Raw genomic sequence first — 23,174 nt, 5'->3', positions numbered from 1 at the left:
CCAGTAGATCCACGCCATGCGTGGATGCAGTTCAGTAGATCCACGCCATGCGTGGATGCAGTCCAGTAGATCCACGCCATGCGTGGACGCAGTTCAGTAGATCCACGCCATGCGTGGATGCTCCTCTCAGAGCGCCAACACCCGCCGGTAACTCAACGGCCCGCGTCCATCACGCAACCCCAACCTCAACTCCAGACCGGTCGCCGGCAAAACCTCCCCCTGGCTCGGCAGCATCGCCCAACCCACCCCCGGCTGCCACGCCCGCACCTCAAAGCGCTGCACATCACGCGCCACCATCAGCCCGCGCGTTGGCTCGGGCGCAGGCAGCGGATAATGATCGGACGGCGCACCGCTGGCACGCCACAACGTGCTGCCTTGCCGCCACCAGCGAACGCGCTGCCACTGCAGCCCGTCACTGCCGACGCTGCGGGTGATCTCCAAGGTGAAGCCGCCATCAGGGTGGCGCTCACTGGTCAACGACGGCGGCAGCAGCCGCGCAGGCTGATCGGCCGGACGTACCGCGCCGTTCATCAGCGCATCGTCGGCCCGCATCTCGATATCGCGCTGGAACTGCTGCAGCACCCGCATCGCCGTGCTGGTTTCGGCATCGGCCTGGCGCAGGCGCTGATCGGTGCTGGCCACACTGTCCAGTGCGCGCCAGCAGATCACCGCCAGCACGCCCATGATGGTGATGGCGATCATCACTTCGATCAGGGTGAAGCCACCCGCAGCGCGTTTCATGGCGCCGCCGTCCATGGCAGCTGCAGGCGCGCCAGCGATTGCTTCGGTGCATCTTCGGCCACCACGCTCAGCTCCAGCTGTGGTTGCCCGTCGGCGCCATTGCCGAGGTGCTGCTGTACCAGGAAACGCGTGCGCCCCTGGAGGCACAGCAGGCGTGCATCGCCGGGCGGCTGTGCGGCCAGGCGCAGCTCCTGCCAGCGGTCCTGCGCGCACAGCAGCGCCAGCCGACGGTCACGCAGGCGCGACTGGTCATCGGTCGCCACCGCCACCGAGCGCATCACCGCTGCCAGTGCGACCGCCACGATGGCCAACGCGATCAGCACCTCGATCAGCGTGAATCCGTGTTGCTTCCGCTTCACTGCACGACCTGCAATTGTCCGCTGCCATCATCACGAAGACGCAGTCGACGACCGTCCAGCGACAACGCCAGCTCCCACGGCACGCCGATCCATTCAGGACTCAGCTCGATGGCGGCAGCCGGTTGCACTTTTATGCCGTGGGTCTGCCACTGCTGGGGACGCAGCAGGTCATCGCGCTGCAGCTCGACCCAGCCTTCGCTGTCGCGGCGGCTGAAGCGATAGCCTTCTGCGCTGGCCTGCCAGCGGATGGGCCGACCATCGATGCGTGCTTCATCGCGGGCGACCTGCAAGCGCTGCGCCAACCGCTCCGCTTCCTGGCGCAGCTGCCGCGCAGGGTCGAGCAGGCTGCCAAGGCCAAGACCGATGCCCGCCGTGCAGATGCCGATGATGACCAGTACCACCATCAGTTCAATCAGGGTGAAGCCGCGTGGCCTGCGTTGCATCGGACATCGCCTCCCGTCCTTGCCGATAGCTGCCAGCGTAGGCGCGGATGATGAAACAAAAGCGTCAGCGACAGCTGCTAGCGTGGCCGCACAGGACCCTGGCGAAGGTGCGGAACATGGACGGCAGGTGTTGGGATCGCAATCGCATGCTGACCCTGCTGGCGGCGATGCTGCTGCTGGCCGTAGCGGGATACTGGGGCATGGCCCTGTTCATGGCGCCGGCTCACGTTGCCACCGCCGCTACGCAGGTTGCCGTGCCCGCTGGCCCGGCCTTCGACAGCACCGCAAGCGCGCCGTTGGTACGGCTGCTCTCGCCGGGTGCGGTGCAGACTGACGTGGCCGTGTTGGGCGTAATGGCTGGGCCACATGCGCCGCTGGCGCTGCTGTCGGTGGATGGCGCACCTGCCCAGGCCTATGCACCGGGCCAGCGTCTGGGCCCATCCACCGTGCTGGCAGCAATCGGCGCCAACGCGGTTGAGCTGCAGCAGGCAGGACAACCGCGCTCGCTGCCCGTGCCCGAACTGCCGCCGCTGCCCACCGATGGCATCGTCCCCGCCGCAGTGGGGCGGCACTGAACACGGCTCAGCGCGCTGGACGCTGCGGCACCACCGAACGCCCGAATGCATCACCCATGCGTTGCCGTGTGCCCTCCAGGTTGTACTGCAGCATCTGGTTGCCGGGCTTGCGCATCAAGCGTTCGGCCTCGGGAAGAGCAGGGCGGGCGGCTGCGTTTGGTGCCGGCGCCAGCTTGCGTTGCAGGCAGTCCCAAGCGGGGATGCGCTCGCCATTGACCTGTACTTCGATGCATGGCGCTGCATCTGCCTGTTTGGCAGCCTGGTCGGCCCGCGCCCAAGGCGAAGCCAGAGCCAGAACCAACGCCAGACAGAGGGCAGGGCGGATCGGCACGAGCAGGGTGATGTGCATCTTGAATCTCCCGAGGCGGCAAGGGCTCTGCAATGAAGACGTGTGCCATGCGCAGTGTCCGCCTGCGTCTGTTTCAGCATCGTCAACAGATGACAGTGCTGTCACAAAAATGTTGGCGGTTTTGACGCGGCCTGCACGTCCTGTTGGTAGACCCACGCGCCGCTCCCTGGCCATTCCCTTCGATACGACGCGATGCCTTCGATGACTCCCGTTCCGTGCCGTGCCGCTTGCCTTCCGCTGCGCCTGCATCCTTTGCTGCTGGCCCTGTCGTCGTTGCCATTTCCAGCGCTCGCGCAGGACGCCGCGCCAGCGCCCACAGTGAACATCAACGAGTACATCGTGCGCGGCAACACCGTGTTCGATGCACGTCAGATCGAACGTGCGGTCGAACCCTTCCTCGGCCCCGGCAAGACGCTCGCCGATGTCGAGAAGGCACGTGATGCAGTCAACGCGTTGTACCAGCAGGCCGGCTACCAATCGGTCTATGTGGAGCTGCCCGAACAGCAGGTCAACGCGGGTGTGGTGCTGCTGAAGGTGCAGCAGACGCCCATTGGCCAGCTGCGCGTGGTCGGTGCGCGCCATGACTCACCCGAACGCATCCGCGAACGGGTACCGGCGCTGGCTGAAGGGCGCGTGCCCAACTTCGACCAGGCACAGAGGGAGTTGACTGCGCTGAACGAAGGTGGCCGTCGCCAGGTGCTGCCGCTGGTACGCGAAGGCCAGGTGCCGGGCACCATGGATGTGGACCTGCAGGTGGAAGAAAAGTCGCCCTGGCGTGCCAGTGCGGCGCTCAACAACGACCACAGCGCCGATACCGAGAAGCTGCGCCTAAGCGCGTCGCTGGCCCACGACAACCTGTGGAAGCGCGGGCACAGCGCCAACATCGGCGTGTACCTTGCGCCGGAAGACACCAAACAGGCGAAGGTGTTCTCGGCGTCGTACACGATGCCGTTCGAAGGCACGCCGTGGAGCCTGGAGGCATCGGGCTACAAGTCCGACAGCCGCGTACTGAATGCAGGCGGGCAGGTCGGTACCGGTACCGGCACCAATGTGATCGGTAACGGTCATTCGATCGGCCTCAAGCTCAACTACCGCCTGATCGGCAGCAGCCAGTGGTGGCGCCAGCTCAGCCTCGGCGTGGACTTCAAGGACACCGAAGAAGACACGCAGATGGGCAAGGACAGCCTGAAGACGCCGCTGAAGTACGCACCGGTCACGCTGGCCTTCGTCGGCGTGCGCCAGGGCGAGAACGATCAGCTGAGCATCAACACGCAGCTGGTGGCCGGAACCCGGCGTCTGTTCGGCTATGGAAGCAACGCCACCGATTTCGGTCAGAAACGTTACTGGGCCGACCCGAGTTTCGTTGCGTTCAAGGCGGATGTTTCCAACACGCACACCTTCGGCAACGACTGGCAGTGGTATGCACGCGGCTCGCTGCAGGTGACCGATGCGCCGCTGGTCTCGGCCGAACAGTTCGCCGCCGGCGGCATGTACACCGTGCGTGGCTACCTGTCGGCCGAAGCGATCGGCGACTACGGTGGCCTGGCCAACCTGGAATGGCGTACGCCGGCATGGTCGCTGTGGAGTGGTACCGACCTGCGGCTGTACAGCTTCGCCGATGCGGCCTACCTGCGCCTGCGTCAGCCACTGCCGGAACAGCGCGACAAGTACAACCTGGCGTCGGTCGGGTTGGGCGCGCAGCTTCGCCTGGGCGAACACCTGCAACTGCGCCTGGACTACGCCTGGCCTTATGCCGATGGCCCGGTCACGCGCAAGGACGACCCGCGCCTGCATTTCAACATCAGCACCAGCTACTGACCCTTCCCTCGAGATGCGTTCTCCGGAGACCTTTTGCATGGACCGTCTGCTTTCCCGAATGTTGCTGCTGCTGGCTGCGCTGATCGCGCTGCCCGCCGCCGCGGCCGATGCCAACTGGTGGCAGGCCGAATGGAAGTACCGCAAGCCGATCACCGTCGATGCCGGTCCACAGGGGGCGGGGTTGGCCGGCAATCCCGGGCGTACGCCGCTGTTGCTGCGCCTGCATACGGGCAATTTCGGTTTTGATGGCACCCAGGACGGGGGCAATGACCTGCGCTTTGTTTCGGCTGACGGTCGCACCGTGCTGGCCCATCAGATCGAGCAGTTCGACCCGAACCTGGGCCTGGCGCTGGTCTGGGTGGACGTTCCGGCGCTGACCGCAACCGCGCCGCAGACGATCTGGATGTACTACGGCAACGCGAAGGCGCCGGACAGCGGCAATGGCCAGCAGGTGTTCGATCCGGACTACACGCTGGTCTACCACTTTGCCGAAGCCAATGCGCCGGCGCGTGATACCACGGCCTACGGCAACACGGCCGGGGCGGTAGTGCCTGCGGCGGAAAGTACGGTGATCGGGCGGGGCGTGCAGCTGGGCGCTGGTCCACTGCCGCTGCCGGCCAGTGCTTCGCTGGCACAGGAAGCGGGTGCGCCGCTTACCGTTTCTGCCTGGATCAAGCCGGGCGCGCTGACCACCGCGCAGGCGATCTATGCCCGGCGCGATGGCAGCGCCGAGCTGGTGCTGGGCATCGACAACCGCGTGCCGTTCGTGCAGCTCAACGGTCAACGCAGCACGCCGGCACAACCGATCCCGGAAGGACAGTGGGCGCATCTCGCGCTTACCGCCGAGAAGGGGGCGCTGCAGCTGTATCTGAACGGTCGCGTGGTGGCCCAGCTCAGTGGTGAGCTGCCAGCACTGGCCACCGCAGCGGTGGTGGGTGCCGACGCACCGGGTGCGACGCAGCCGCTGGCCAACTTCGATGGTGCGCTGGATGAACTGCGGATCTCACGGGTGGCGCGCCCGGCTGCGCTGTTGCTCGCCGATGCCACCGCGCAGGGCGCCGATTCGCGCCTGATCAGCTACGGTGCTGACGAGCAATCGGCCGGACAGAGCCACTTTGCCTTCATCCTCAAGGCGATGCCGTTCGACGCCTGGGTGGTGGTCGCCATCCTCGGCCTGATGATGCTGTTGTCATGGGCGATCATGATCGCCAAGAGCCGTCATTTCGGCCGCACCAGCAAGGCCAATGCAGTGTTCACCGAGAGCTTCAGCAAGCTCTCCGGCGTGCCGCTGCGCACCTTGTCCGAGATGGATCGGCAGGGCAAGGTGCCGACGGCGATGCACGACGGCTCGCTGTGGCGCATCTACCAGGTGGCCATCGATGAAATGCAGCAGCGCCATCAGCGCGACGGCAACTCCGGCTATCTGAGCGCGGCCACCATCGCCGCCATCCGCGCGTCGATGGATGCGGTGATGGTGCGCGAACAGGAAGCAATGGCACGGCGCATGAACTGGCTGTCGACCACCATCGAAGGCGCGCCGTATGTGGGTCTGTTCGGCACTGTGATCGGCATCATGCTGGTGTTCGTGGTGGCGGCGATGGCCGGTGCGGTGGACATCAACTCGGTGGCGCCGGGCATGGCGGCAGCGCTGCTGTGTACCGCCGCCGGCCTGGGCGTCGCGATCCCGGCACTGTTCGGCTACAACTGGCTGGGCGCACGCGCCGAAGCGATCGGCGCCGACATGGCGGTGTTCATCGACGAGTTCGCCGCCCGCCTGGCCGAAGAGCAGGACGGGCGCGGCCCGGCCGCGGTCCAGGGCTGAGAGACCGGCCATGGCCTACAAGGCGAAATTCGGCATCAAGAAGCGCGAGAAGGGCATCAACGTGACGCCCTTCGTCGACGTGCTGCTGGTGGTGTTGGTGATCTTCATCCTGACCAGCAACGCCTCCATTCCCGGCATCGAGGTCAATCTACCGAAGGCCAGCAACAGCACCGCACTGGAGAAGCCCAAGACCAAGGCGATCACCATCGACCCCAGCGGCCAGGTGTTCCTGGATGCCTATCCGGTGACGATGACCGAGCTGGAGGACCGCCTGCGTACCGAACGTGCGACCTCGCCGGATTTCCCGGTGATCGTGCGCGGTGATGCGCAGGTGCAGTACGCGCGTGTGGTCGAGGTGCTGGACCTGCTGCGGCGACTGGAGCTGGCCCAGGTCGGCCTGGTCACCGGCAAGGCGCAGGGCTGAGGCATGGCCGGCCATCGCCCCCCCCTGCAGGAGCCGGGTACGCGCGGACGCCAGTTGCTGGTGACGATCGCGCTGGTGCTGGCGGCGCTGCTGGTACTGGGTGTTGCCCTGTGGTGGCTGCTGTTCAAGGACACCGCCAGCACCCGCCGGCCGGTGGTGCAGCCGCCGATGCTGGCGTTGCCACCACCGCCGCCACCACCGCCGCCACCGGAAAAACCGCCCGAGCCGGAGACGCCGCCGGAAGAGACCGTGCCTGAGCCGGAACCGCTGGACCAGCCAACGCCGGCCGAAGAGCCGACGCCGACGCCGGACAATGCCGACCCGGTAACCATGGACGCCGATGCACAGGCAGGCGGAGACAGCTTCGGCATCCAGTCGGGCAGCGGCGGTGGCTCGTCCGGCGTTGGCCGCGGCGGTGCCGGTAATGCCAGCTATGGCCGCTACCTGGGCTATCTGATGCAACAGGCGATCTCGCGCGATGCGCGGGTCAAGCGCCTGGCGTTCCAGCTGCAGGTGAATGTGTGGCTGGCGCCGGATGGCCGGCTGGAGAAGGTCGAGCTGGTGCGTGGCAGCGGCAACGAAGAGGCCGATCTGGCCGTGCTCGATGCGCTGCGGCAGATCGGCAAAGTCGACCAGATGCCACCGGCGTCGCTGGATTTTCCCGCGCGCGTGCTGATCCAGGGGCGCCGCCCCGGCGCTTGACCGATGACTTCCGTGATTTCCCTTCTTTCGATGAGAACCGTGATGAACGACCACGACCGCGCTCGAACCGCATCCCGCCGCCCGCGGCCGGCCCGACGGGCGCTGCTGTGCTGCGCCGTACTGCTAAGCCTGGCCGTGCCCGCCAGTGCGATGGCGGCCGAAACCACCATGGTCAAGCTGATCAGGGGCCTGATCGCCAGTGGCGCACTCAAGCCCGAAGACGGCCAGGCCCTGCTGGTACAGGCCGAAGCAGAAGCGGCGGCTGCGCAACGTGTCACTGCGAGCGGCGCAGCCAACAGCGGCGGCGTGGCGCTGGAAGCGGGCGACGTGCGCGTACCGTACGTGCCGCAGAGCGTGCGTGATGGCATCCGCGATGAAGTGCGCCAGGACGTGATGGCGCAGGCCAAAGCCGAGGGCTGGGCCGCGCCGAACGAGGTGGCCGAGTGGACCAAGCGCATCAAGGTCACCGGTGACATGCGCGTGCGCAGCGAGTCGCGCTTCTACTCCGAGCGCAACAGCGACATCGAAACCAACTGGGCCTCGGTGAATGCCGGCAGCGGTTTCGATACCAACAACAATACCAACCTGCAGCTGCCGCCGCTGCTCAATACCCGCCAGGACCGCCGCAATCTGTGGCGCATCCGGGCACGGCTGGGCGTCGAAGCGATGATCGGCGAGCACACCACCGCAGGCGTGCGCCTGGCCAGCGGCAGCAGCAACGGGCCGGTGTCCACCACCGAACAGCTGGGCGGCGGCCTGGGCAAGAAGGACGTGTGGCTGGACCAGGCATGGCTGGCCTACAGCCCGGCCGACTGGGTGACGGTGCGTGGCGGACGCTTCGGCAATCCATTCTGGACCAGCGACACGCTGTTCTCCAACGACCTGAACTTCGATGGCCTGGCGGCCAACCTCAGGTACGACATCGCTGACGACGTCGGCCTGTTCGGCAACCTGGCGGTGGTGCCGTTGGAGTACACCTCCGACAGCGCTCCCAGCCAGAGCCGGGTGAAGACGCCCAACGAGAACAAGTGGCTGTCCGGTGCACAGGTGGGGGTGAACTGGCGCTTCAACGATGACAACAGCCTGCGTGCAGCGCTGGGCTACTACGATTTCAAGAACATCAGTGGGCGCCTGTCGTCGCCGTGCGCGCTGTATGCAGGCGCCGTCGGTTGCGATACCGACTGGTCGCGGCCGGCGTTCATGCAGAAGGGCAACACCCTGATGCTGATCCGCGATATCGCCCGCAATCCGCTGGATCCGGCCAACACGCCCACGCCGCAGTACGTGGGCCTGGCCTCGGCATTCCGTCTGGCGACCTTCAACCTGCGCTGGGATACACAGCTTGCGCAGGACATCGGCATGCGCCTGGACGCGGACTACATCCGCAACCTCGCCTATGACAAGCAGGCCATGTTCGCCCGGGCCAACAACGGCATCGTCAACAACTATGGCGCCGGTGGCACTGCCAGCATCGATACCTTCCGCAGCGGCGACACCGCCTGGATGCTGCAGGCCACCTTCGGTGCCACCGAGCTGAAGGAGAAGGGCCAGTGGCAGGCCCTGCTGGGCTACAAGCGGATCGAGGCCGATGCGCTGCCTGACGCCTACAACGATCCGAACTTCCACCTGGGCGGCACCAATGCGCGCGGCTACTACGTCGGCGGTGCCTATGCGCTGGATGCGCGCAGCTGGATCAGCGGCAAGTGGATGGCGGCCAAGGAAGTGTCGGGCCCGCCGTTGTCGATCGACGTTTTCCAGCTGGAGTTCAACACCGGTTTCTGATCGGACAGCGTGACCGCAGTCACGACAGGCGTGGCGGGGGCGCGGCGATGCGCCCGTCTAAGGAAGGAAGACCACGCGTTGCACAAAGGAGGAGTGGATGAGCCGTCGCAAGCTGTTCGAGAGTTCCGAGCCCGCCGCACAGACACTGGGCATCGGGCCGGCCTATGTCTCGGTGGAGGGGTTGCGCCAGCACCTGGCCGAATTCCTGCTGTATGCAGGGCGCCCGGTCGTCATCATGCGCGGGCGCAGCGAGGTCGGCTATTTCCTGCCGGCACGCTGCTGGCGGCAGCGCGAGGATGATCCGCTGGCTGCCGCTGCCGCCGATCAGCTGCTCGATGCCGCCGGCTTCCAGGCCGAAGACATCCAGCAGGTCGAACAGGAGTTCAACGCCATGCGCCAGCGCACCGTGCTGCATTCACGGCGTTGAGGGGCCAGTAGATCCACGCCATGCGTGGATGGGCTTATGCTGCCGCCCCGCGCTCGCTGGTGATCCGTGCACCCTCGCGCATCACCAGCGTCACCGGGGTCTTTTCCACCACCTCCAGCAGGCGCTGCCACTGCGCATCACTCAGCTCGGCGGTGGCATGCAGCACACGGTGCACATGGAAGCGCCCGTCCGCATCGCGTTCGGAACGCAGCTCGGCGTGGAACTCGCCCAGCTCCCAGCCCTTGCGCTGGGCATACATGCGCAGGGTGATGGCGGTACACGCGGCCAGCGAGGCCAGGTACAGGTCGAACGGGGCAAAGCCCTTGCCCTGGCCACCGAGCGAGGCGGGCTCATCGGTCGCAACATCGAAATGGCCGTTGCTGATGTGGTGCAGGTAGTTGTCGGCGGTTGAAACAATGCGTGCGTAGGCCATGGGAATCCCCGGTTGTAGCGCCGAGCCATGCCCGGCTGCAGGAGAAGGCGGCGCCAGCCGACGCCGGAGCCGCCACGGAATCACTCCGTACGATCGTACGAGAACTGGATGCCGGCGGTACCACCGGTTTCGATGAAGAGATTCATGAAGGCCGGCACCGTCTCCGCCCGTACCCAGTCGCGCTGCAGTTCGCAGAACAGCTGCGTCACGCTGATCAACTGGCCCCCGGCCTGTTCGATGCGGCGCAGCGCGGCATCATGCGCGGCCAGCGAGGTGCCGCCCACCGCATCGACCACCACGTAGACCTCATAGCCTTCCTTCAGCGCATCCAGTGCCGGGAAGGTGAGGCAGGCTTCGGTCCACAGCGCGGTCATGATCAGTTTCCTGCGGCCGGTGGCTGCCACGGCCTTGCGGAACTCGACGTCTTCCCAGGAGTTGATGGTGGTGCGGTCGTAGGTCGGGTAGTCGCCCAGCACCTTGCGCAGCTGCGGGATCGGCGGCTTGTTCAGGCCGGTCTGCACGTTCACGGTCGAATGCACGATCGGCAGGCCGTAGGCGACCGCCGCCTTGGCGGTGCCGACAATGTTGTTGACCAGCAGCTGGCGGTCCATCGATGCGATGGAGTTCACCTGTACCGGCTGGTAGTCGATGATGATGAAGGCGGAATTCTGCGGCGTCAGCAGGTGGTCGCTGACGGGGTCACGGATCGGTTCACTGGCCATGAGGGTGTCCTGGTCGGGGTTGGCTTGCGGTGGAGCCGGTGGCGTGCCGGCAGGCGGAAATCGCCGTGGATGCAGTGGGCTCAGCTGCGCTGCGAATCCAGCTGCTCGTGGTGCTTCTGCACGTCCTGCGCCTTCTGGTAGCTCTCGATCAGCAACTGGTAGTTGGGGAAGATCTGCGTGTAGATCGCAGCCCATTGCTGGGCGTCCTCACGGTTCCAGGTGCGCTGGATTTCCGAGGCGACCGCAGCGGTATCCATCGGCACCACGCCGGCCTGCACCACGCGCGCCAAGGTGATTTCCTCGGCCATCTTCGAGTAGGTGCCGGAGGCATCGACCACCGCGAACACCTGGTAGCCGTCGGCGACGGCGGCAATGGAGGGGAAGGCCATGCATACGCTGGTGATGGTGCCGGCGATGATCAGCTGCTTGCGGCCGGTGGCCTTCACCGCGGCGACGAACTCGGGGTTGTCCCACGCATTGATCTCGCCGCGGCGTGCCACGTACTGCGCATGTGGTGCGGCGTCGTGGATCTCCGGGATCAGCGGACCGTTCGGTCCCTGCGGTACCGACGCGGTGGTGATCACCGGCATCTTCGCCAGCGTGGCCATCTTCGCCAGTGCGGTGGCGTGCGCGCGCACGGACGTGAACGGCATGTCACCGATGGTCTGGAACAGGCCACTCTGGTGGTCGATAAGCAGCATCGCGGCGTTATCCGGGTCGATCACCGGGCGGGCGCCGTTGAAGTTGGAGGGGGTACTCATGGTCAGTTTCCTGGTTAGGGGGCGAAAGCCCGGAATGCGGCGGGCCGGTTGCCCGCCGCAAGGCACTGGATCAGTGCGCGATCTGGCCGAAGCGGCCGCCGTTGAAGTCGTTGACGGCCTGGCTGATCTCGGCCTGGGTGTTCATCACGAACGGCCCATAGCCCACCACCGGCTCGTCGATCGGTTCGCCGCTGAGCAGCAGCACGGTGGCGTCGCTGTCGGCGTCGATGAACACGTCGTCGCCGCTGCGGTCGAAGGTCACCAGCTGTGCTTCGCCGACTGCCTGGCCGCCGTTGATCCGCACCGTGCCCTTCAGCACCACCAGCGCCAGGGTGCGGCCATCGGCCACCGGCAATTCGGCGTGCTGGCCCTGCAGCAGGCGGATGTCCCACACATCCATGGGGGTATGGGTACGAGCCGGTCCAGCATGGCCATCGAATGCACCAGCGATGACGCGTACGCGGCCGGCGCCATCGGGCAGTGCCACCGAAGGAATCTGCGCATCGAGCAGGGTCTGGTAGCCCGGCGCGCCCATCTTGTCCTTGGCCGGCAGGTTCACCCACAGCTGCACCATGTCCAGCGTGCCGCCGCGCTTGCTGAATTCCGGTGTGTGGAATTCTTCATGGAGGATGCCGGAGGCAGCGGTCATCCACTGCACGTCACCCGGGCCGATGGTGCCGCCGGCGCCGGTCGAGTCGCGATGGGCGACTTCGCCTTCGTAGACGATGGTGACGGTCTCGAAGCCGCGATGCGGATGCTGGCCGACCCCGCGCGGGGTCTCGCTGGGCGGAAAGCTGTACGGCCCGGCGTAGTCCAGCAGCAGGAACGGGCTCAGGTGCTGGCCGTGGGTGTTGTAGGAGAACATCGAACGGGCGGGGAAGCCGTCGCCCACCCAATGCGGGCGGGGGGCGCTGTAGGTACCGGTGACACGCTTCATGGCGATCTCCTGACCGGGGCAACCGGTCGCTGTTTTTCGTTGCGGAGACGATATCGCCGTGACAATGGCCTCGGTAGTCGGCAGAATTTGCCGTCATAGTCCTATTTCGTGAACGATGAAGGCCCGGCAAGGGCCGCAGGAGATCGTCCCGTGTTCATCGCCGACATCCGCCGCTGCGACCTCAACGACCTCTTCTACTTCGCCATGGTGGTCGAGCATGGCGGCTTCTCGCAGGCAGGGCGTGCACTTGCCATGCCCAAGTCCAAGCTCAGCCGCCGCATTGCCTTGCTGGAGGAACGGCTGGGGGTCCGTCTGATCCAACGTTCCACCCGCCGCTTTTCGGTCACCGAGATCGGCCAGGACTACTACCGGCACTGCAAGGCGATGCTGGTGGAGGCCGAAGCCGCCGAGGAGGCCATCGCGCTGTCACGCGCCGAGCCACGGGGTACTCTGCGGCTGGCCTGTCCGATCGCACTGCTGCACGCGCGCATTGGCGACATGCTGGCCGACTTCCTGGCCCTGCATCCGCAGGTGACCCTGCAACTGGATGCCACCAACCGTCGCGTGGACGTGGTGGGCGAGGGCGTGGACGTGGCCATCCGTGTGCGCCCGCCACCCTTGGAAGACAGTGATCTGGTGGTGCGCGTGCTGGCCCGTCGCGTCTGGTGCACCGCTGCCAGTCCGACCCTGCTCAAGCGCCTGGGTACGCCGAAGGTGCCGGCCGATCTGGCGATGATGCCGACCGTGGACCTGGCATCGCCAGCACAGGTGCATGCCTGGGAATACGCCGGGCCAGAGGAGGTGACGGCCAGCGTGCACCACCGCCCGCGGCTGGTCAGCGATGACATGATCGCCCTGCGCAGTGCAGCGGTGGCAGGTGTCGGCGTGCTGATGCTGCCGCGGATGATGATCACCGACGAACTGGCCAGCGGCGCGCTGGTGCCGATCCTGCCGCAGTGGCAGCCCAGGCACGGCATCGTGCATGCCGTGTTCCCCTCACGGCGCGGCCTGCTGCCGGCGGTGCGCGCGTTGATCGACTACCTGGCCGAGCGCTTCGAGGCGCTGCAGGAACCGTAGGCAACACATCCACGCAATGCATGGATGAGGTTCGGGGATTCGCTTGCCGCGCATCGCCGCGCGGCCCACAATCCACGTCCGGACCGTCGCCATCACGCCCATCATTCCCCGGTCCGGCCTTGGCACTTATGTCTCCCAATGCCCTGGCGCTGATCGAGCTGTTGATCCGCGAGCGCCGTGCGTTGTCCCGCTTCATTGCCCGCTACCTCGACCCGGCCAGTACCGAGGACACCCTGCAGAACCTTTATCTGAAGGCCAGCAGCGTGCCCGGCGACCCGCCGATCCTGGAACCGCGCGGGTATCTGTACCGCATGGCTTATCACCACGCGCTCAACCGCAGCCAGGCCGACGCACGCGAACGGCGGGCGATGGCGGAGTACGCCAGCGACCTGGCCGATGCCAGCAATGATGGCGAGGCGCAGGCGCTGGACCAGGCCCAGCTGCGCGAGATCAGCCAGACCATCCTGGCGCTGCCGCCACAGGTGCGCGAGTGCTTCGTGCTCAACCGTTACTTGGGCCTGAGCGAGCGCGAGATCGCCATGCGCCTGGGTATTTCCAAGAGTGTGGTGGGCAAGTACGTGCTGCGCGCGGCCCTGCTCATCCAGCAACAGCAGCGGGGAAGCCACGCATGACCTGCAGGTGCCGTGGGCAGATGCCGCTCGCCGTTGTCTCAACTGTAAGGCGCACCCGTTGGTGGTGCCGCAGGCCACAATCATGACTACGTCCATACCCTCGCCGCGTCAGGCCAGGCAGGCGTTGCGCTGGGTGATACGGTGCAATGCGGGCCGGTTGCCGGAGCGCCAGCAACGCGCCCTGCAACGCTGGCTGCAGGCCGATTCCCGGCATGCCGATGCCTGGCGCCAGCAGCAGGCCTTCTGGCAAGGCCTGGATGCCGCCGGTCCGGATGTCCTGGCTGCGCTTCCGGAACTGACCGCCGAACCCGCGCTGCGGCCGCTGCAGGCACGTCGTCGACTGCCCTGGCTGCTGGCCAGTGCGGCGGTGCTGCTGCTTTCGGTGACAGCGGGGCCGCAGGCGTGGCTGCTGGTCCGAAGCGATGTGCGCAGCGGCAATGCGCCGCGCACGGTGCAGTTGCAGGATGGCAGCACTGCCATATTGGATGCAGGCAGCGCGCTGGCGCTTGATTTCAGCGCCGGCCAGCGCCGCCTGCAGTTGCTGCGTGGCAGCGCCTGGTTCCAGGTCGCGCACGAAGCACGACCGTTCCGGGTGGAGGCCGGTGGTGGCGAGGTCCGTGACATCGGCACGGCCTTCAGCGTTGCATTGCAGGATGCCGTGGTGACCACCGAGGTCAGCCAGGGCGAAGTCGAGATCCGGCCGGGACATGTCGCTGCGCAGCGGTTGCAGGCCGGGCAGGCACGCGCGTTCCGTGATGGCCGCTGGCTGCAGCCTCTGCAGCTGACCGATGTGGAGGCCATCGCACCGTGGCGACGCGGCGAGATCGTCATTGATGATCTGCCTGCGCAACAGGCGATCGAGCGCCTTGCCCGCTATCGGCGTGCGCCGGTCTGGGTTCTGCGCGGGCAGGGCGCACAGGTGGCGGTGAGCGGCTTGTTCCATCTGCAGCAGCCGGATGCGGCGATTGCCGCCGTGGCACAGCAGGCCGGCCTGCGCAGCCAGCGTCTGCCGGGCGGCGCGTTGTTGTTGTGGTGATGTCGAGGGGTTGCGGGTGGGCCCATCCACGCATGGCGTGGATCTATCAAGAGCCCGGGTAGATCCACGCCATGCGTGGATGATCTGCCGATCAACCAAAAAAACCGTGGGCAGATCCGGCCCCACCGTGTCTTTAGTGGTATAGCCAGAGCGAAACCGCGTTTCTTCTCAAGCCAACCGAACCGCGTGCACCCGATGTGCGCACGGTCCCGCCACCTTGAGGAGTCACCGTTCATGCCGTTCCCGGCATCCGCCCGTCATCGCCGCGCCACCGTCCTCGCCCTTGCAATCGCCACGGCACTGGTTCCCTTCGCATGGGCGCCGACCGCCCATGCCCAGGCCACTACCGCCTCCGTACGCACGTATGCCATTCCCGAACAGGCCTTGGCCGACGCAGTACGCAGCTTCGGCCGCCAGTCGCAGGTGCAGGTGGTGTTCCGCAGCGATCTGGTGGAAGGGCGGCGCTCGCGTGCAGTGCAGGGCCAGTACAGCCCCACCGAAGCACTGGACCAGTTGCTGCAGGGCAGTGGCCTGCGCGCGCAGCAGGAACCGGGCGGCACCTGGACCCTGCAGGCCGCCGCTGACGGCGGGGTGGTGGTCACCGACACCCTGAAAGTGGGCGGGCGCCTGCAGGCCGACGGCGGCGAAGCACGTGATCGTTGGGGATACGACGACGTGTTCGCGCTCGACCTGAGCACGGCCTATTCCGGGCGCGAACGCGTGGAGCGCTATCGCGGCGCCAACCCGGCCGACGTGGTCAAGGACCTGGTCGGTGTGTTCAGCGGCGACGCCCGCAACAGCGGCGCGCTGGACCTCAACATCCGCGGCATCCAGGGGCCGGGACGGGTGCCGGTCAGCATCGACGGTGGCGAACAGGCGCTGACCGTATGGCGGGGCTACAACGGCGTCAGCAACCGCAACTACATCGATCCCAACCTGATTGGTGGCATCCAGGTCATCAAGGGGCCAGCGTTGGTGCGCGATGTACACAGCGGTATCGGCGGAGCGATGGTCATCAAGACCCTCGACGTCGACGACATCGTGCCGGCCGGCGAGCGCTTCGGCGGGGAGCTGAAGATCGAAGGCAGCAGCAATGCGGTGTCACCGCGGCTGCCACGGCTGCACACCGGTGAGGACTACCGCACGGTGGATGGCTTCCCGCAGCAGTCGCCGAACTCGCCCTATGCTGACCGCACCTTGGTGGTGCCGGTGAAATCGCGCAGCGGTGACAACCCGCTCGATGGCGATGACCAGGCCTGGCGCCTGGCGCTGGGCTGGCGCGGTGAGCGGGTGGACGTGATGGCGGCCTACGCGTGGCGCAAGCGCGGCAACTATTTTTCGGGCAGCAAGGGCAGTGCCTACTACGACCAGGACCCGCGCGAGCAGTACGAATACCAGGGCATCGATTACATCACCACGCTGGCGCGCTACTTCAAGCCGGGTGATGAAGTCCCCAACACGTCCAGCGAACAGGAGTCGTGGCTGCTGAAGGCCACCTGGCAGATCACCGACGATCAGCAGCTCAAGGCCACCTGGCGGCACACGCTCTCGCACTATGGCGAGATCATGCCCTCGCGCATCCTGTCCGCACCGGATTACGGGCGCATCCAGTGGCCGCTCAGCCGGGTCGATTCCGATGCCTGGAACCTGGAATACCGCTGGCAGCCGGCCGGCAGTCGTTGGCTCGACCTGCGTGCCAATCTGTGGCGGACTGAAACCAACAGCGATACCTACACCGCCGGCGGTTTCCCCAACTTCGCCTCGGGCAACCCTGATTGGGATTCCAGCCGCAGCCCGATCCTGCGCAACACCGCTCTGGCCAATGCCCGCAACGACCGTACCGGTCTGACCCTGAGCAACCGCTTCGGCCTGCATTCCACGCTTGACCTGACCGTGGGCGGCAACTGGCAGTATGAAACGCTGCGTTCAGGCGATCCGTACTTCGGCGTGACCGACGGCTGGCGCATGTACCCGCGCGCCGGGCGGCGCCAGGAAGGCGAGGGCTACCTGAGCCTGGAATGGCGGCCGGTCGATTTCCTCACCCTCAATGCCGGCGTGCGCTACAGCCGCTACTGGGCCTTTGATGACTTCCTCGGCGAGCATCCCGAACTGCTGACCCGCGGGGTGGGCGGCAAGCAGGCGAGCTACCGGGTCAATGAGCTGCCGGAGCGCCCAGCCAGCGTGCAGGCGCAGGTGGATTCGCTCGAAACCGAGCGCGCCTTCTGGGAGAGCATCGGCATGGGCTGGTTCGTCGACGATGCGATCCGTGGCCTGCTGCAGAGTTACCAGACGCCACAGCCGGTGGAGCACACCATCGCCTGGCTGCCCGATGCCGACGGCAACTACTCCCGTGCCACCAATCCGTGCCTCAATGGCGAAGTGGCTGCCATCCCCGGCGCGCTGCCGTTGTTCCCCGGCAGCGACCAGGTCTGCAGCATCCGCAACACAGTGCAGTCGCGGCCGGTGGATGGACGCAATACCCGCCGTCGCGACCATGCCTGGCTGCCCACCTTCTCGGCAACGGTAAACCTGTCGCCGGCCGCGCGCATCTACCTGCGTTACAGCGAGGCGGTGCGCTTCCCGAGCATGTTCGAGAGCACCATTGCCTTCTCCAGCAGCCTCAATCCGCTGTATGCGCTCAAGCCCGAGCACGCCTACAACTACGAGCTGGGCTATGTACATAATCTCTCCGCGTTGTTCGGCGGCACCGCCGATGCCGACGTCAAGTTGGCCTACTACGTGCACAAGACGCGCGATGTGATCGAGCGCGACGCCTACTTCCTGTTCGACAACATCGACAAGCAGACCATCCGTGGCATCGAACTGCAGGCGCGCTTCGACAATCGACGCTTTTTCAGCGACCTGGGTATCGCGCGCACGCTGGAAAACGAGGTGTGCGACGAGAGCAGCGCGGTGCTGCTCGACGCCAACCGCGGGCTGGTGCCGAACTGCGTACAGGACGGTTTCGTGGGTGGCTACCTGCTGACCCAGGCGATTCCCAAGCTGTCGGTGAATCTGTCACTGGGCACGCGCCTGTTCGATGAGCGGCTGGAACTGGGCAGCCGCATCGTGCACTACCGGCGTCACGACAACCCCGACCTGCAGGTCTACCGCGATCGTCTGCTGGCAGGTGGCAGCAGCCTGCTCTGGCAGAACGTGCCGTTCACCTGGGGAAACATCACCACCGTGGATGCCTATGCGCGCTGGCGCTTCAACGACCACGCCAGCGTTGAACTGGTCGGCAGCAATCTCGGCAACCGCTATTACGTCGACCCGGCCACGCGCTCCACGCTGCCGGCGCCGGGTCGCACCGTCAAGCTTGCGCTCACTGCGCGCTTCTGAGTTCCACCGTTGCAAGCGTTGTACCTGTAGTTCCCTCAATCCAAGGAGTTTTTCCATGAAAATGATCTCCCGTTCCCTGCTTGCCGTCGCCGCCAGCCTGGCCCTGGCCGGTGCCGCCCACGCTGCCGATATCGTCGGTGCGGCCAGCGCCGTCACCGATCCGCAGTTGAACGTCAACGTCGGCGAATCGCAGGTCAATGGTGGCCCGCACTCGGCAGGCAAGGCCGGTATTGGCGTCGGCACCGTCTCGGGTGGCACGCGTGTGGACTTCCAGGGCTTGAGCGCCTACTCGGCACCCACCGTCATCAACGGCACCACCGTGCGCACCCTCGCCATGCCGATCACCGGCACCCCGGGCAGCCACGCCGGCATGGGCCACTTCAACTTCGTCAAGGTCGGTAGCGGCGATGTCTGGTTCGGCGAATGGTCCAAGGATGGCGCGGCTGGCGGCTTCAACAACCGCCAGGTCTATTTCGCCGGTGACCGCGCGGGCACCACGCTGCCGGCAGGCGTGGCCACCTACGCCGTCGCAGGCCTCAACAAGTTCAACGGCAGCAACCTGCTCAGCGGTACCTTCCGCGCTGACTTCGGCACCGGCCGCCTCAACGGCGCGCTGGCCGGCTCGGGCCTGACCGTGGCCGTGGCTGCATCGATCAACAGCGCCAACGCGTCGTTCGCCGGTTCGGCCACGGCCAACGGTACGGTTGCCGGCACCAGTCAGGGCCAGTTCTTCGGCGCCAACGCCGCCACCCTGGCCGGCATCGCCACCTTCGCCGGCAACAGCCAGTACGACACCGCCTTCGGCGGCAGCAAGAACTGATCGCCACGCCCCTGACGGGGCAGGGCAGGGACAAGCCGCGATCCGCCAGTCCCTGCTTCGGCCCGCGATAGTGCTTCAACCGGATCGAACATGCGCCACCTTCTCTTTCTTGTCGTCCTGCTGCTGGCATGGCCGCTCAATGATGCCCGCGCCCAGCAGGATGACCTGCGCCGCGTGCTCGAACAGGGCAGCGAGCTGCGTCATCAGCAGCAGGATCAGCAACGCCTGCGCCAGGCCGAGCACGAGCGGCCGACCATCACCCTCGATGGCCAGCAGTACCGCGTGGAGCGCACTGTCGACGACCTCGGCCAGGCGCTCTATCTCTCGCTGCAGCACCAGCAATGGCAGGCCGTGGCCGCCTTCCTGGCGGAGTACATTGAGCTGCCCGGCCACGATCCGCTGCTGCGCCACTACGCGCAGGGCGCGGTGGCGCGGGTGGCTGGCCAGCACCGCAGGGCCGCCGCCGAATACGAGGCCGTGCTCCCCGCGCAGCCGGACTTCCTGCCGGCGCGGCTGGAACTGGCGCGTGTCTACGCCGAAGACCAGCGCGACCGCGATGCCATCGCCCTGTTCGGGGCGATCGCAGCCGGCATCGATGGCGACGACCCTGCAACGACGGGCGTGCGTACGCGGGTGGACGGCTACCTGCAGGCCCTGCAGGCGCGCCAGCGCTGGAAGGGAGGGATCGCCGCTGGCCCCGCCTGGAGCGACAACATCAACCGCAGCTCGGCCAGCCGCACCTGCCTGTTCGGTGACGGCACCACTTGTTTCATCGAACGCCGGTTGCCCGATGCACAGGCAGCGTTCGGCCTGGACTATGACGCCAGCCTGGAACGGCGCTTGCCGCTGTCCGGCCACCATGGGCTGTACCTGCGCGGGCTGGCGTTCGGCCAGGCGTGGCGCGGGCACAGCGACTACAACGAGCTCAATGCCAGCGTGCAGGCGGGTTACAGCTGGCGCAGCGCGCGGCATACCGTACTGCTTGCACCCAGCTACGATTACCAGGGGCTGGGCAACCACGCGCTGCAGGGCGGTGCCGGCCTGCATGGCGAATGGCAGTTCGCCGTCGATGCACGCAGCCTGCTGAAGCTGGAAGCCGACTGGAAGCGCCAGCGCTATCGACAGCAGGGGTTGGCCAGCAACTACGACGGTGAACTGGCGGCGATCTATGCCACCTGGTTCCGTGCGCTCAACCCGCGCTGGACGGTGTTTGCCGGGGTCGACCTGAGTGACAGCAGTGCCGCCGATCCCGCCAATGGCTACCGGCAACGCGGCCTGCGCCTGGGCGCAGCGCGCCAGTGGAGCGGCACCACGGCCACCGTGTTCGTGTCGCTGCGCGAGCGGGACTACGATGCCTGGAGCCCGTTGCTGGAAGCGCGTCGGCTGGACAGCGAGCAGAACCTGATCGCCATCGTGCGCAGCGAGCGCCTGGCCGTAGCCGGGCTGGTGCCCAGCCTGAGCCTGCGTTACGCGCGCATCGACAGCAACGTGGACTGGCTGTACAGCCACGACCGCAGCCTGTTGAGCCTGAAATGGGAGCGGGCGTTCTGACCCGTCGGGGCGGGAGGGCGGGACGGTCCATTTATCCCCAATTTGGCCAAATTGGGTATAGTGGCCTCATATCCTTCCGCTGGAGCCGTGCCATGACCCTCCCGCTCGACCTGCCCGGCCTCGACAAGGCCCCGGCATCCTCGGTCAAGACCCGTGGCTGGCCCAGCCTGATGCGTACCGTGCGCGAGAAGCAGGCGCTGGTCATCACCAACCACAATCACCCCGAAGCGGTGATCGTGGACATCAAGACCTACCAGGAGCTGCTGGCCAGGGCCAGCGGCAGCGACACCGAAGAGCGCAGCGACGTGCTCTCGCGCCTGCGTACCGAGTTCGACCAGGCGCTGGCCGGGCTGCAGCAGGGTGAGGGGCTGGGCAAGGTGATGGGCAAGCCGATCCGCCGCGGCCACAAGGTCGCGCTCGGCCGTCCGCTCTGACTCATGGGGCGGATCCTGGCGTTGGCCGGCGTCAACGGCGCCGGCAAGAGTTCGCTGCTCGGGACCTGGCTGGAGGCCGACGGCCTGGGCTGGTACAACCCGGACAGCTTCACCCGACGGCTGGTGGAGGCGGGCTGGCCGTTGGCCGAAGCCAACGCTGAAGCGTGGCAGGAGGGCGCACGACGGCTGCGCCAGGCGATCGCCGACGGCAGCGACTTCGCCTTTGAAACCACCTTGGGCGGCAACACCATTCCGCGTCTGTTGCGGGAGGCCTGCAGCCAGCATGACGTGGCGATCTGGTTCTGCGGGTTGGCCACTGTCGAACTGCACGTGGCCCGCGTTGCGGCCCGCGTTGCTGGGGGTGGTCACGACATTCCGCAGGACAAGATCCGCGCACGTTTCGACTCCGCCCGCGAGAACCTGCTGGCATTGATGCCGCACCTGGCCGAACTGCATGTGTATGACAACAGCGCGCCAGCGGATCGCTACGGACGTGTTGCCCCCTTGCCGGTGCTGGCGCTGGATCGGCAGGGCCTGCAGTATCCGGTGTCGGTGGTGGAGCTGCTGCACACCCCGGACTGGGCCAAGCCCATCGTCATGCGCGCGATGGAACTGCATGCCGACAGCACGCCGCTTGCCGGCCCGCCTGTGCGATGATCCGACTCCGCAGATTCATTGATCGAGGGACAGGGATGTACGAGCGGAAGCACTGGCAGGCCATTGGCCTGCGCGCGCTGGTGGCGGCCATGGCATTGGCGGTGGCGGCGCCGCTGCTTGCCCAGGATGCAACGCCGGCTGACGCCAAGGACGAGGCGAAGAACGAGCCGATGAGCTACGACAAGGCACGTCGTGCAGCCGAGGCGTCCCTGCGCTTGCACCCGGGCACCGACAGCCAGTACGACTACCGCCCGCTGTGGGCCGGCAATGCCGACCTTGATGGCGATGGGCGCGCGGAAATCGTTTATCTCTACACCGCGACCCAGACCGGCAGCGCGATGCAGCTCAACGAACTGGTGGTGATGACCCCGCTGGCCGAAGGCGATGTACGGGTCCAGGCCGCGTCACCGGGAAAATCCGCCTATGACGACGAAACCTACGCGTTGATCCGCGCGTCCGGCTACGCCGATGACGCTGCCGTGCACATTCCCGGCGACATGGAAACGATCACCATGGACGGCGACCGTATCCGTGTCACCTTCAACAGCACCCGCAATTCAAAGCTGTGCGTGCGTGGCAAGGTCGCTTGCCCACCGGAAGGGCAGCATGCCTGGGTGTACCGCTGGACCCCGGGCAAGCTGACCCGCGCCGAGTAATCCGCATCACCGGCAGCGCCGGGCAATGCCCGGCGGATGCAGGGCATTCACCAAGGAGAACACCATGCACGGACCTGCATTTTCCCGTTCCATCCTGTTGCCCGCCGTATTCGCACTTTGCACGCTGGTTGGCGGTAACCCGGCATCTGCGGCGTCGACCGCATCGCCACCGAGCCTGGTACAGGCGTTCCACGCAGCCGAAGCGTCGCTGCGTCTGATCCCTGGCGATGACATCGAGAGTGATTTCCGCCCGGTGTGGACCGCCGTTGCCGATCTGGACGGTGATGGTCATGCAGAGGTCATCTATCTCTATACGTCGACCTATACGGGTGGCTCGTTTGCACAGAGCAATGTGATTGCGGTGATGACGGAACTGGGAGCGGATGATCCACGCGGCAAGGAAAACCCCAAGAGCCTGTCGCGGGTGGAAGCAGAGGACTTCGCCGCCATCCGCGCGTCAGGTTACGGCGATGATGCGGGCGAGCAGATTCCGGGTGCCGTGCATTCCATCAGGATCGAAGGTGACCGCATCATCGTCGCGTTCAAGGTCGTTGCCGGAGCGAGCACCTGCGATGTCGTGGGCTACAAGCATGTCTGCCCGCCGGATGGCGACTATGTCTGGACTCTGCGCTGGACGCCGGGCAAGCTGGCCCGCGCCGACTAGCGCTGCGCTG

The 23,174-nt window shown here is 66.4% G+C and carries 25 protein-coding genes; 17 read left to right on the top strand and 8 right to left on the bottom strand.

Annotation, left to right across the window (positions count from 1 at the left end):
- Window positions 1-126: 126 nt before the first annotated feature.
- Genes ACQ5SA_RS02395 through gspH form a run of 3 tightly spaced genes read right to left on the bottom strand, consistent with a single transcriptional unit; the run spans window position 127 to window position 1,543 of the window.
- Window positions 127-741, bottom strand: coding sequence for a prepilin-type N-terminal cleavage/methylation domain-containing protein (locus ACQ5SA_RS02395; RefSeq protein WP_191077955.1), 615 nt, complete (start codon window positions 739-741; stop codon window positions 127-129).
- Window positions 738-1,100, bottom strand: coding sequence for a type II secretion system minor pseudopilin GspI (gspI, locus tag ACQ5SA_RS02390; protein ID WP_499312439.1), 363 nt, complete (start codon window positions 1,098-1,100; stop codon window positions 738-740). The genes ACQ5SA_RS02395 and gspI overlap by 4 nt, the downstream gene beginning before the upstream one ends.
- The gene (gspH, locus tag ACQ5SA_RS02385) at window positions 1,097-1,543 is read right to left on the bottom strand and encodes a type II secretion system minor pseudopilin GspH (protein ID WP_499312438.1); all 447 of its coding nucleotides are present in this window, start codon (window positions 1,541-1,543) and stop codon (window positions 1,097-1,099) included. Before gspH ends, gspI begins: the two co-directional genes overlap by 4 nt.
- A 116-nt stretch (window positions 1,544-1,659) precedes the next feature.
- Between gspH and ACQ5SA_RS02380 the strand changes: the two genes are divergently transcribed.
- Window positions 1,660-2,118, top strand: a complete 459-nt coding sequence (locus ACQ5SA_RS02380; protein ID WP_499312436.1) for a hypothetical protein — start codon at window positions 1,660-1,662, stop codon at window positions 2,116-2,118.
- A gap of 7 nt (window positions 2,119-2,125) precedes the next feature.
- Here ACQ5SA_RS02380 and ACQ5SA_RS02375 read toward each other — a convergent pair whose 3' ends face one another.
- Window positions 2,126-2,467 (bottom strand): hypothetical protein, encoded by a 342-nt coding sequence (locus tag ACQ5SA_RS02375; protein WP_499312435.1) that lies wholly within the window; start codon window positions 2,465-2,467, stop codon window positions 2,126-2,128.
- Window positions 2,468-2,668: 201 nt separating this feature from the next.
- On the opposite strand from ACQ5SA_RS02375, the gene ACQ5SA_RS02370 reads away from it, so the two are divergent.
- The 6 genes from ACQ5SA_RS02370 to ACQ5SA_RS02345 all read left to right on the top strand — a co-directional run bounded on the left by ACQ5SA_RS02370 (window position 2,669) and on the right by ACQ5SA_RS02345 (window position 9,442).
- The gene (locus ACQ5SA_RS02370; RefSeq protein WP_499312433.1) at window positions 2,669-4,285 is read left to right on the top strand and encodes a ShlB/FhaC/HecB family hemolysin secretion/activation protein; all 1,617 of its coding nucleotides are present in this window, start codon (window positions 2,669-2,671) and stop codon (window positions 4,283-4,285) included.
- 37 nt (window positions 4,286-4,322) lie between these two features.
- Window positions 4,323-6,107, top strand: coding sequence for a DUF2341 domain-containing protein (locus ACQ5SA_RS02365; protein WP_499312431.1), 1,785 nt, complete (start codon window positions 4,323-4,325; stop codon window positions 6,105-6,107).
- 10 nt (window positions 6,108-6,117) lie between these two features.
- The gene (locus ACQ5SA_RS02360; protein WP_265951371.1) at window positions 6,118-6,531 is read left to right on the top strand and encodes an ExbD/TolR family protein; all 414 of its coding nucleotides are present in this window, start codon (window positions 6,118-6,120) and stop codon (window positions 6,529-6,531) included.
- A gap of 3 nt (window positions 6,532-6,534) precedes the next feature.
- A complete protein-coding gene (tolA, locus tag ACQ5SA_RS02355) occupies window positions 6,535-7,233 on the top strand; it encodes a cell envelope integrity protein TolA (protein WP_230110068.1) in 699 nt (232 codons plus the stop codon).
- Window positions 7,234-7,275: 42 nt separating this feature from the next.
- Window positions 7,276-9,015 (top strand): putative porin, encoded by a 1,740-nt coding sequence (locus ACQ5SA_RS02350; protein ID WP_499312429.1) that lies wholly within the window; start codon window positions 7,276-7,278, stop codon window positions 9,013-9,015.
- A gap of 97 nt (window positions 9,016-9,112) precedes the next feature.
- Window positions 9,113-9,442 carry a hypothetical protein gene (locus ACQ5SA_RS02345; RefSeq protein WP_089235815.1) on the top strand — a complete coding sequence of 110 codons (330 nt, stop codon included), beginning with the start codon at window positions 9,113-9,115 and terminating at the stop codon, window positions 9,440-9,442.
- Window positions 9,443-9,476: 34 nt separating this feature from the next.
- Here the strand turns inward: ACQ5SA_RS02345 and ACQ5SA_RS02340 are convergent, their stop codons facing one another.
- From ACQ5SA_RS02340 to ACQ5SA_RS02325, 4 genes are all read right to left on the bottom strand, one after another.
- The gene (locus tag ACQ5SA_RS02340; protein ID WP_499312427.1) at window positions 9,477-9,875 is read right to left on the bottom strand and encodes an OsmC family protein; all 399 of its coding nucleotides are present in this window, start codon (window positions 9,873-9,875) and stop codon (window positions 9,477-9,479) included.
- Window positions 9,876-9,955: 80 nt separating this feature from the next.
- Window positions 9,956-10,597, bottom strand: coding sequence for a hydrolase (locus tag ACQ5SA_RS02335; RefSeq protein ID WP_100465563.1), 642 nt, complete (start codon window positions 10,595-10,597; stop codon window positions 9,956-9,958).
- A gap of 80 nt (window positions 10,598-10,677) precedes the next feature.
- Complete coding sequence (locus tag ACQ5SA_RS02330; protein WP_499312425.1) at window positions 10,678-11,358, bottom strand: hydrolase; 681 nt, start codon at window positions 11,356-11,358, stop codon at window positions 10,678-10,680.
- A gap of 70 nt (window positions 11,359-11,428) precedes the next feature.
- Window positions 11,429-12,295, bottom strand: coding sequence for a pirin family protein (locus ACQ5SA_RS02325; RefSeq protein WP_499312423.1), 867 nt, complete (start codon window positions 12,293-12,295; stop codon window positions 11,429-11,431).
- A 150-nt stretch (window positions 12,296-12,445) separates the two neighbouring features.
- Between ACQ5SA_RS02325 and ACQ5SA_RS02320 the strand changes: the two genes are divergently transcribed.
- The 10 genes from ACQ5SA_RS02320 (at window position 12,446) to ACQ5SA_RS02275 (ending at window position 23,164) form a co-directional block, all read left to right on the top strand.
- A complete protein-coding gene (locus tag ACQ5SA_RS02320; RefSeq protein WP_499312422.1) occupies window positions 12,446-13,372 on the top strand; it encodes a LysR family transcriptional regulator in 927 nt (308 codons plus the stop codon).
- Window positions 13,373-13,500: 128 nt separating this feature from the next.
- Window positions 13,501-14,004: an RNA polymerase sigma factor gene (locus tag ACQ5SA_RS02315; RefSeq protein WP_499312420.1), complete on the top strand. Its 504-nt coding sequence runs from the start codon at window positions 13,501-13,503 to the stop codon at window positions 14,002-14,004.
- 82 nt (window positions 14,005-14,086) lie between these two features.
- Window positions 14,087-15,040, top strand: a complete 954-nt coding sequence (locus ACQ5SA_RS02310; RefSeq protein ID WP_499312418.1) for a FecR family protein — start codon at window positions 14,087-14,089, stop codon at window positions 15,038-15,040.
- Window positions 15,041-15,274: 234 nt separating this feature from the next.
- The gene (locus ACQ5SA_RS02305; protein WP_499312417.1) at window positions 15,275-18,382 is read left to right on the top strand and encodes a TonB-dependent receptor; all 3,108 of its coding nucleotides are present in this window, start codon (window positions 15,275-15,277) and stop codon (window positions 18,380-18,382) included.
- Window positions 18,383-18,437: 55 nt separating this feature from the next.
- Entirely contained in the window at window positions 18,438-19,202 is a 765-nt protein-coding gene (locus ACQ5SA_RS02300) for a Slam-dependent surface lipoprotein (RefSeq protein ID WP_488765249.1), read from the top strand.
- A gap of 90 nt (window positions 19,203-19,292) precedes the next feature.
- Complete coding sequence (locus tag ACQ5SA_RS02295; protein ID WP_499312415.1) at window positions 19,293-20,753, top strand: surface lipoprotein assembly modifier; 1,461 nt, start codon at window positions 19,293-19,295, stop codon at window positions 20,751-20,753.
- Window positions 20,754-20,845: 92 nt separating this feature from the next.
- The gene (locus ACQ5SA_RS02290; RefSeq protein WP_089235803.1) at window positions 20,846-21,187 is read left to right on the top strand and encodes a type II toxin-antitoxin system prevent-host-death family antitoxin; all 342 of its coding nucleotides are present in this window, start codon (window positions 20,846-20,848) and stop codon (window positions 21,185-21,187) included.
- Window positions 21,188-21,190: 3 nt separating this feature from the next.
- On the top strand, window positions 21,191-21,844 hold the full coding sequence (locus ACQ5SA_RS02285) for an ATPase (RefSeq protein WP_100552649.1): 654 nt from the start codon (window positions 21,191-21,193) through the stop codon (window positions 21,842-21,844).
- 35 nt (window positions 21,845-21,879) lie between these two features.
- Window positions 21,880-22,500 (top strand): hypothetical protein, encoded by a 621-nt coding sequence (locus ACQ5SA_RS02280; RefSeq protein ID WP_499312414.1) that lies wholly within the window; start codon window positions 21,880-21,882, stop codon window positions 22,498-22,500.
- Between the two features lie 64 nt (window positions 22,501-22,564).
- Window positions 22,565-23,164, top strand: a complete 600-nt coding sequence (locus ACQ5SA_RS02275) for a hypothetical protein (RefSeq protein WP_499312413.1) — start codon at window positions 22,565-22,567, stop codon at window positions 23,162-23,164.
- Window positions 23,165-23,174: the final 10 nt, after the last annotated feature.

The sequence above is a fragment of the Stenotrophomonas indicatrix genome, from assembly GCF_050573115.1.
GTDB lineage: Bacteria > Pseudomonadota > Gammaproteobacteria > Xanthomonadales > Xanthomonadaceae > Stenotrophomonas > Stenotrophomonas lactitubi_A.
Note: the sequence above shows the minus strand (reverse complement) of the source record. Positions and strands in the feature narration are given on the sequence as shown.

Coding starts and splice junctions, on each gene's coding strand:
- ACQ5SA_RS02395 (WP_191077955.1), bottom strand. CDS start 741: ATGAAACGCGCTGCGGGTGGCTTCACCCTGATCGAAGTGATGATCGCC.
- gspH (WP_499312438.1), bottom strand. CDS start 1,543: ATGCAACGCAGGCCACGCGGCTTCACCCTGATTGAACTGATGGTGGTA.
- ACQ5SA_RS02380 (WP_499312436.1), top strand. CDS start 1,660: ATGGACGGCAGGTGTTGGGATCGCAATCGCATGCTGACCCTGCTGGCG.
- ACQ5SA_RS02375 (WP_499312435.1), bottom strand. CDS start 2,467: ATGCACATCACCCTGCTCGTGCCGATCCGCCCTGCCCTCTGTCTGGCG.
- ACQ5SA_RS02370 (WP_499312433.1), top strand. CDS start 2,669: ATGACTCCCGTTCCGTGCCGTGCCGCTTGCCTTCCGCTGCGCCTGCAT.
- ACQ5SA_RS02365 (WP_499312431.1), top strand. CDS start 4,323: ATGGACCGTCTGCTTTCCCGAATGTTGCTGCTGCTGGCTGCGCTGATC.
- ACQ5SA_RS02360 (WP_265951371.1), top strand. CDS start 6,118: ATGGCCTACAAGGCGAAATTCGGCATCAAGAAGCGCGAGAAGGGCATC.
- tolA (WP_230110068.1), top strand. CDS start 6,535: ATGGCCGGCCATCGCCCCCCCCTGCAGGAGCCGGGTACGCGCGGACGC.
- ACQ5SA_RS02350 (WP_499312429.1), top strand. CDS start 7,276: ATGAACGACCACGACCGCGCTCGAACCGCATCCCGCCGCCCGCGGCCG.
- ACQ5SA_RS02345 (WP_089235815.1), top strand. CDS start 9,113: ATGAGCCGTCGCAAGCTGTTCGAGAGTTCCGAGCCCGCCGCACAGACA.
- ACQ5SA_RS02340 (WP_499312427.1), bottom strand. CDS start 9,875: ATGGCCTACGCACGCATTGTTTCAACCGCCGACAACTACCTGCACCAC.
- ACQ5SA_RS02335 (WP_100465563.1), bottom strand. CDS start 10,597: ATGGCCAGTGAACCGATCCGTGACCCCGTCAGCGACCACCTGCTGACG.
- ACQ5SA_RS02330 (WP_499312425.1), bottom strand. CDS start 11,358: ATGAGTACCCCCTCCAACTTCAACGGCGCCCGCCCGGTGATCGACCCG.
- ACQ5SA_RS02325 (WP_499312423.1), bottom strand. CDS start 12,295: ATGAAGCGTGTCACCGGTACCTACAGCGCCCCCCGCCCGCATTGGGTG.
- ACQ5SA_RS02315 (WP_499312420.1), top strand. CDS start 13,501: ATGTCTCCCAATGCCCTGGCGCTGATCGAGCTGTTGATCCGCGAGCGC.
- ACQ5SA_RS02310 (WP_499312418.1), top strand. CDS start 14,087: ATGACTACGTCCATACCCTCGCCGCGTCAGGCCAGGCAGGCGTTGCGC.
- ACQ5SA_RS02305 (WP_499312417.1), top strand. CDS start 15,275: ATGCCGTTCCCGGCATCCGCCCGTCATCGCCGCGCCACCGTCCTCGCC.
- ACQ5SA_RS02300 (WP_488765249.1), top strand. CDS start 18,438: ATGAAAATGATCTCCCGTTCCCTGCTTGCCGTCGCCGCCAGCCTGGCC.
- ACQ5SA_RS02295 (WP_499312415.1), top strand. CDS start 19,293: ATGCGCCACCTTCTCTTTCTTGTCGTCCTGCTGCTGGCATGGCCGCTC.
- ACQ5SA_RS02290 (WP_089235803.1), top strand. CDS start 20,846: ATGACCCTCCCGCTCGACCTGCCCGGCCTCGACAAGGCCCCGGCATCC.
- ACQ5SA_RS02285 (WP_100552649.1), top strand. CDS start 21,191: ATGGGGCGGATCCTGGCGTTGGCCGGCGTCAACGGCGCCGGCAAGAGT.
- ACQ5SA_RS02280 (WP_499312414.1), top strand. CDS start 21,880: ATGTACGAGCGGAAGCACTGGCAGGCCATTGGCCTGCGCGCGCTGGTG.
- ACQ5SA_RS02275 (WP_499312413.1), top strand. CDS start 22,565: ATGCACGGACCTGCATTTTCCCGTTCCATCCTGTTGCCCGCCGTATTC.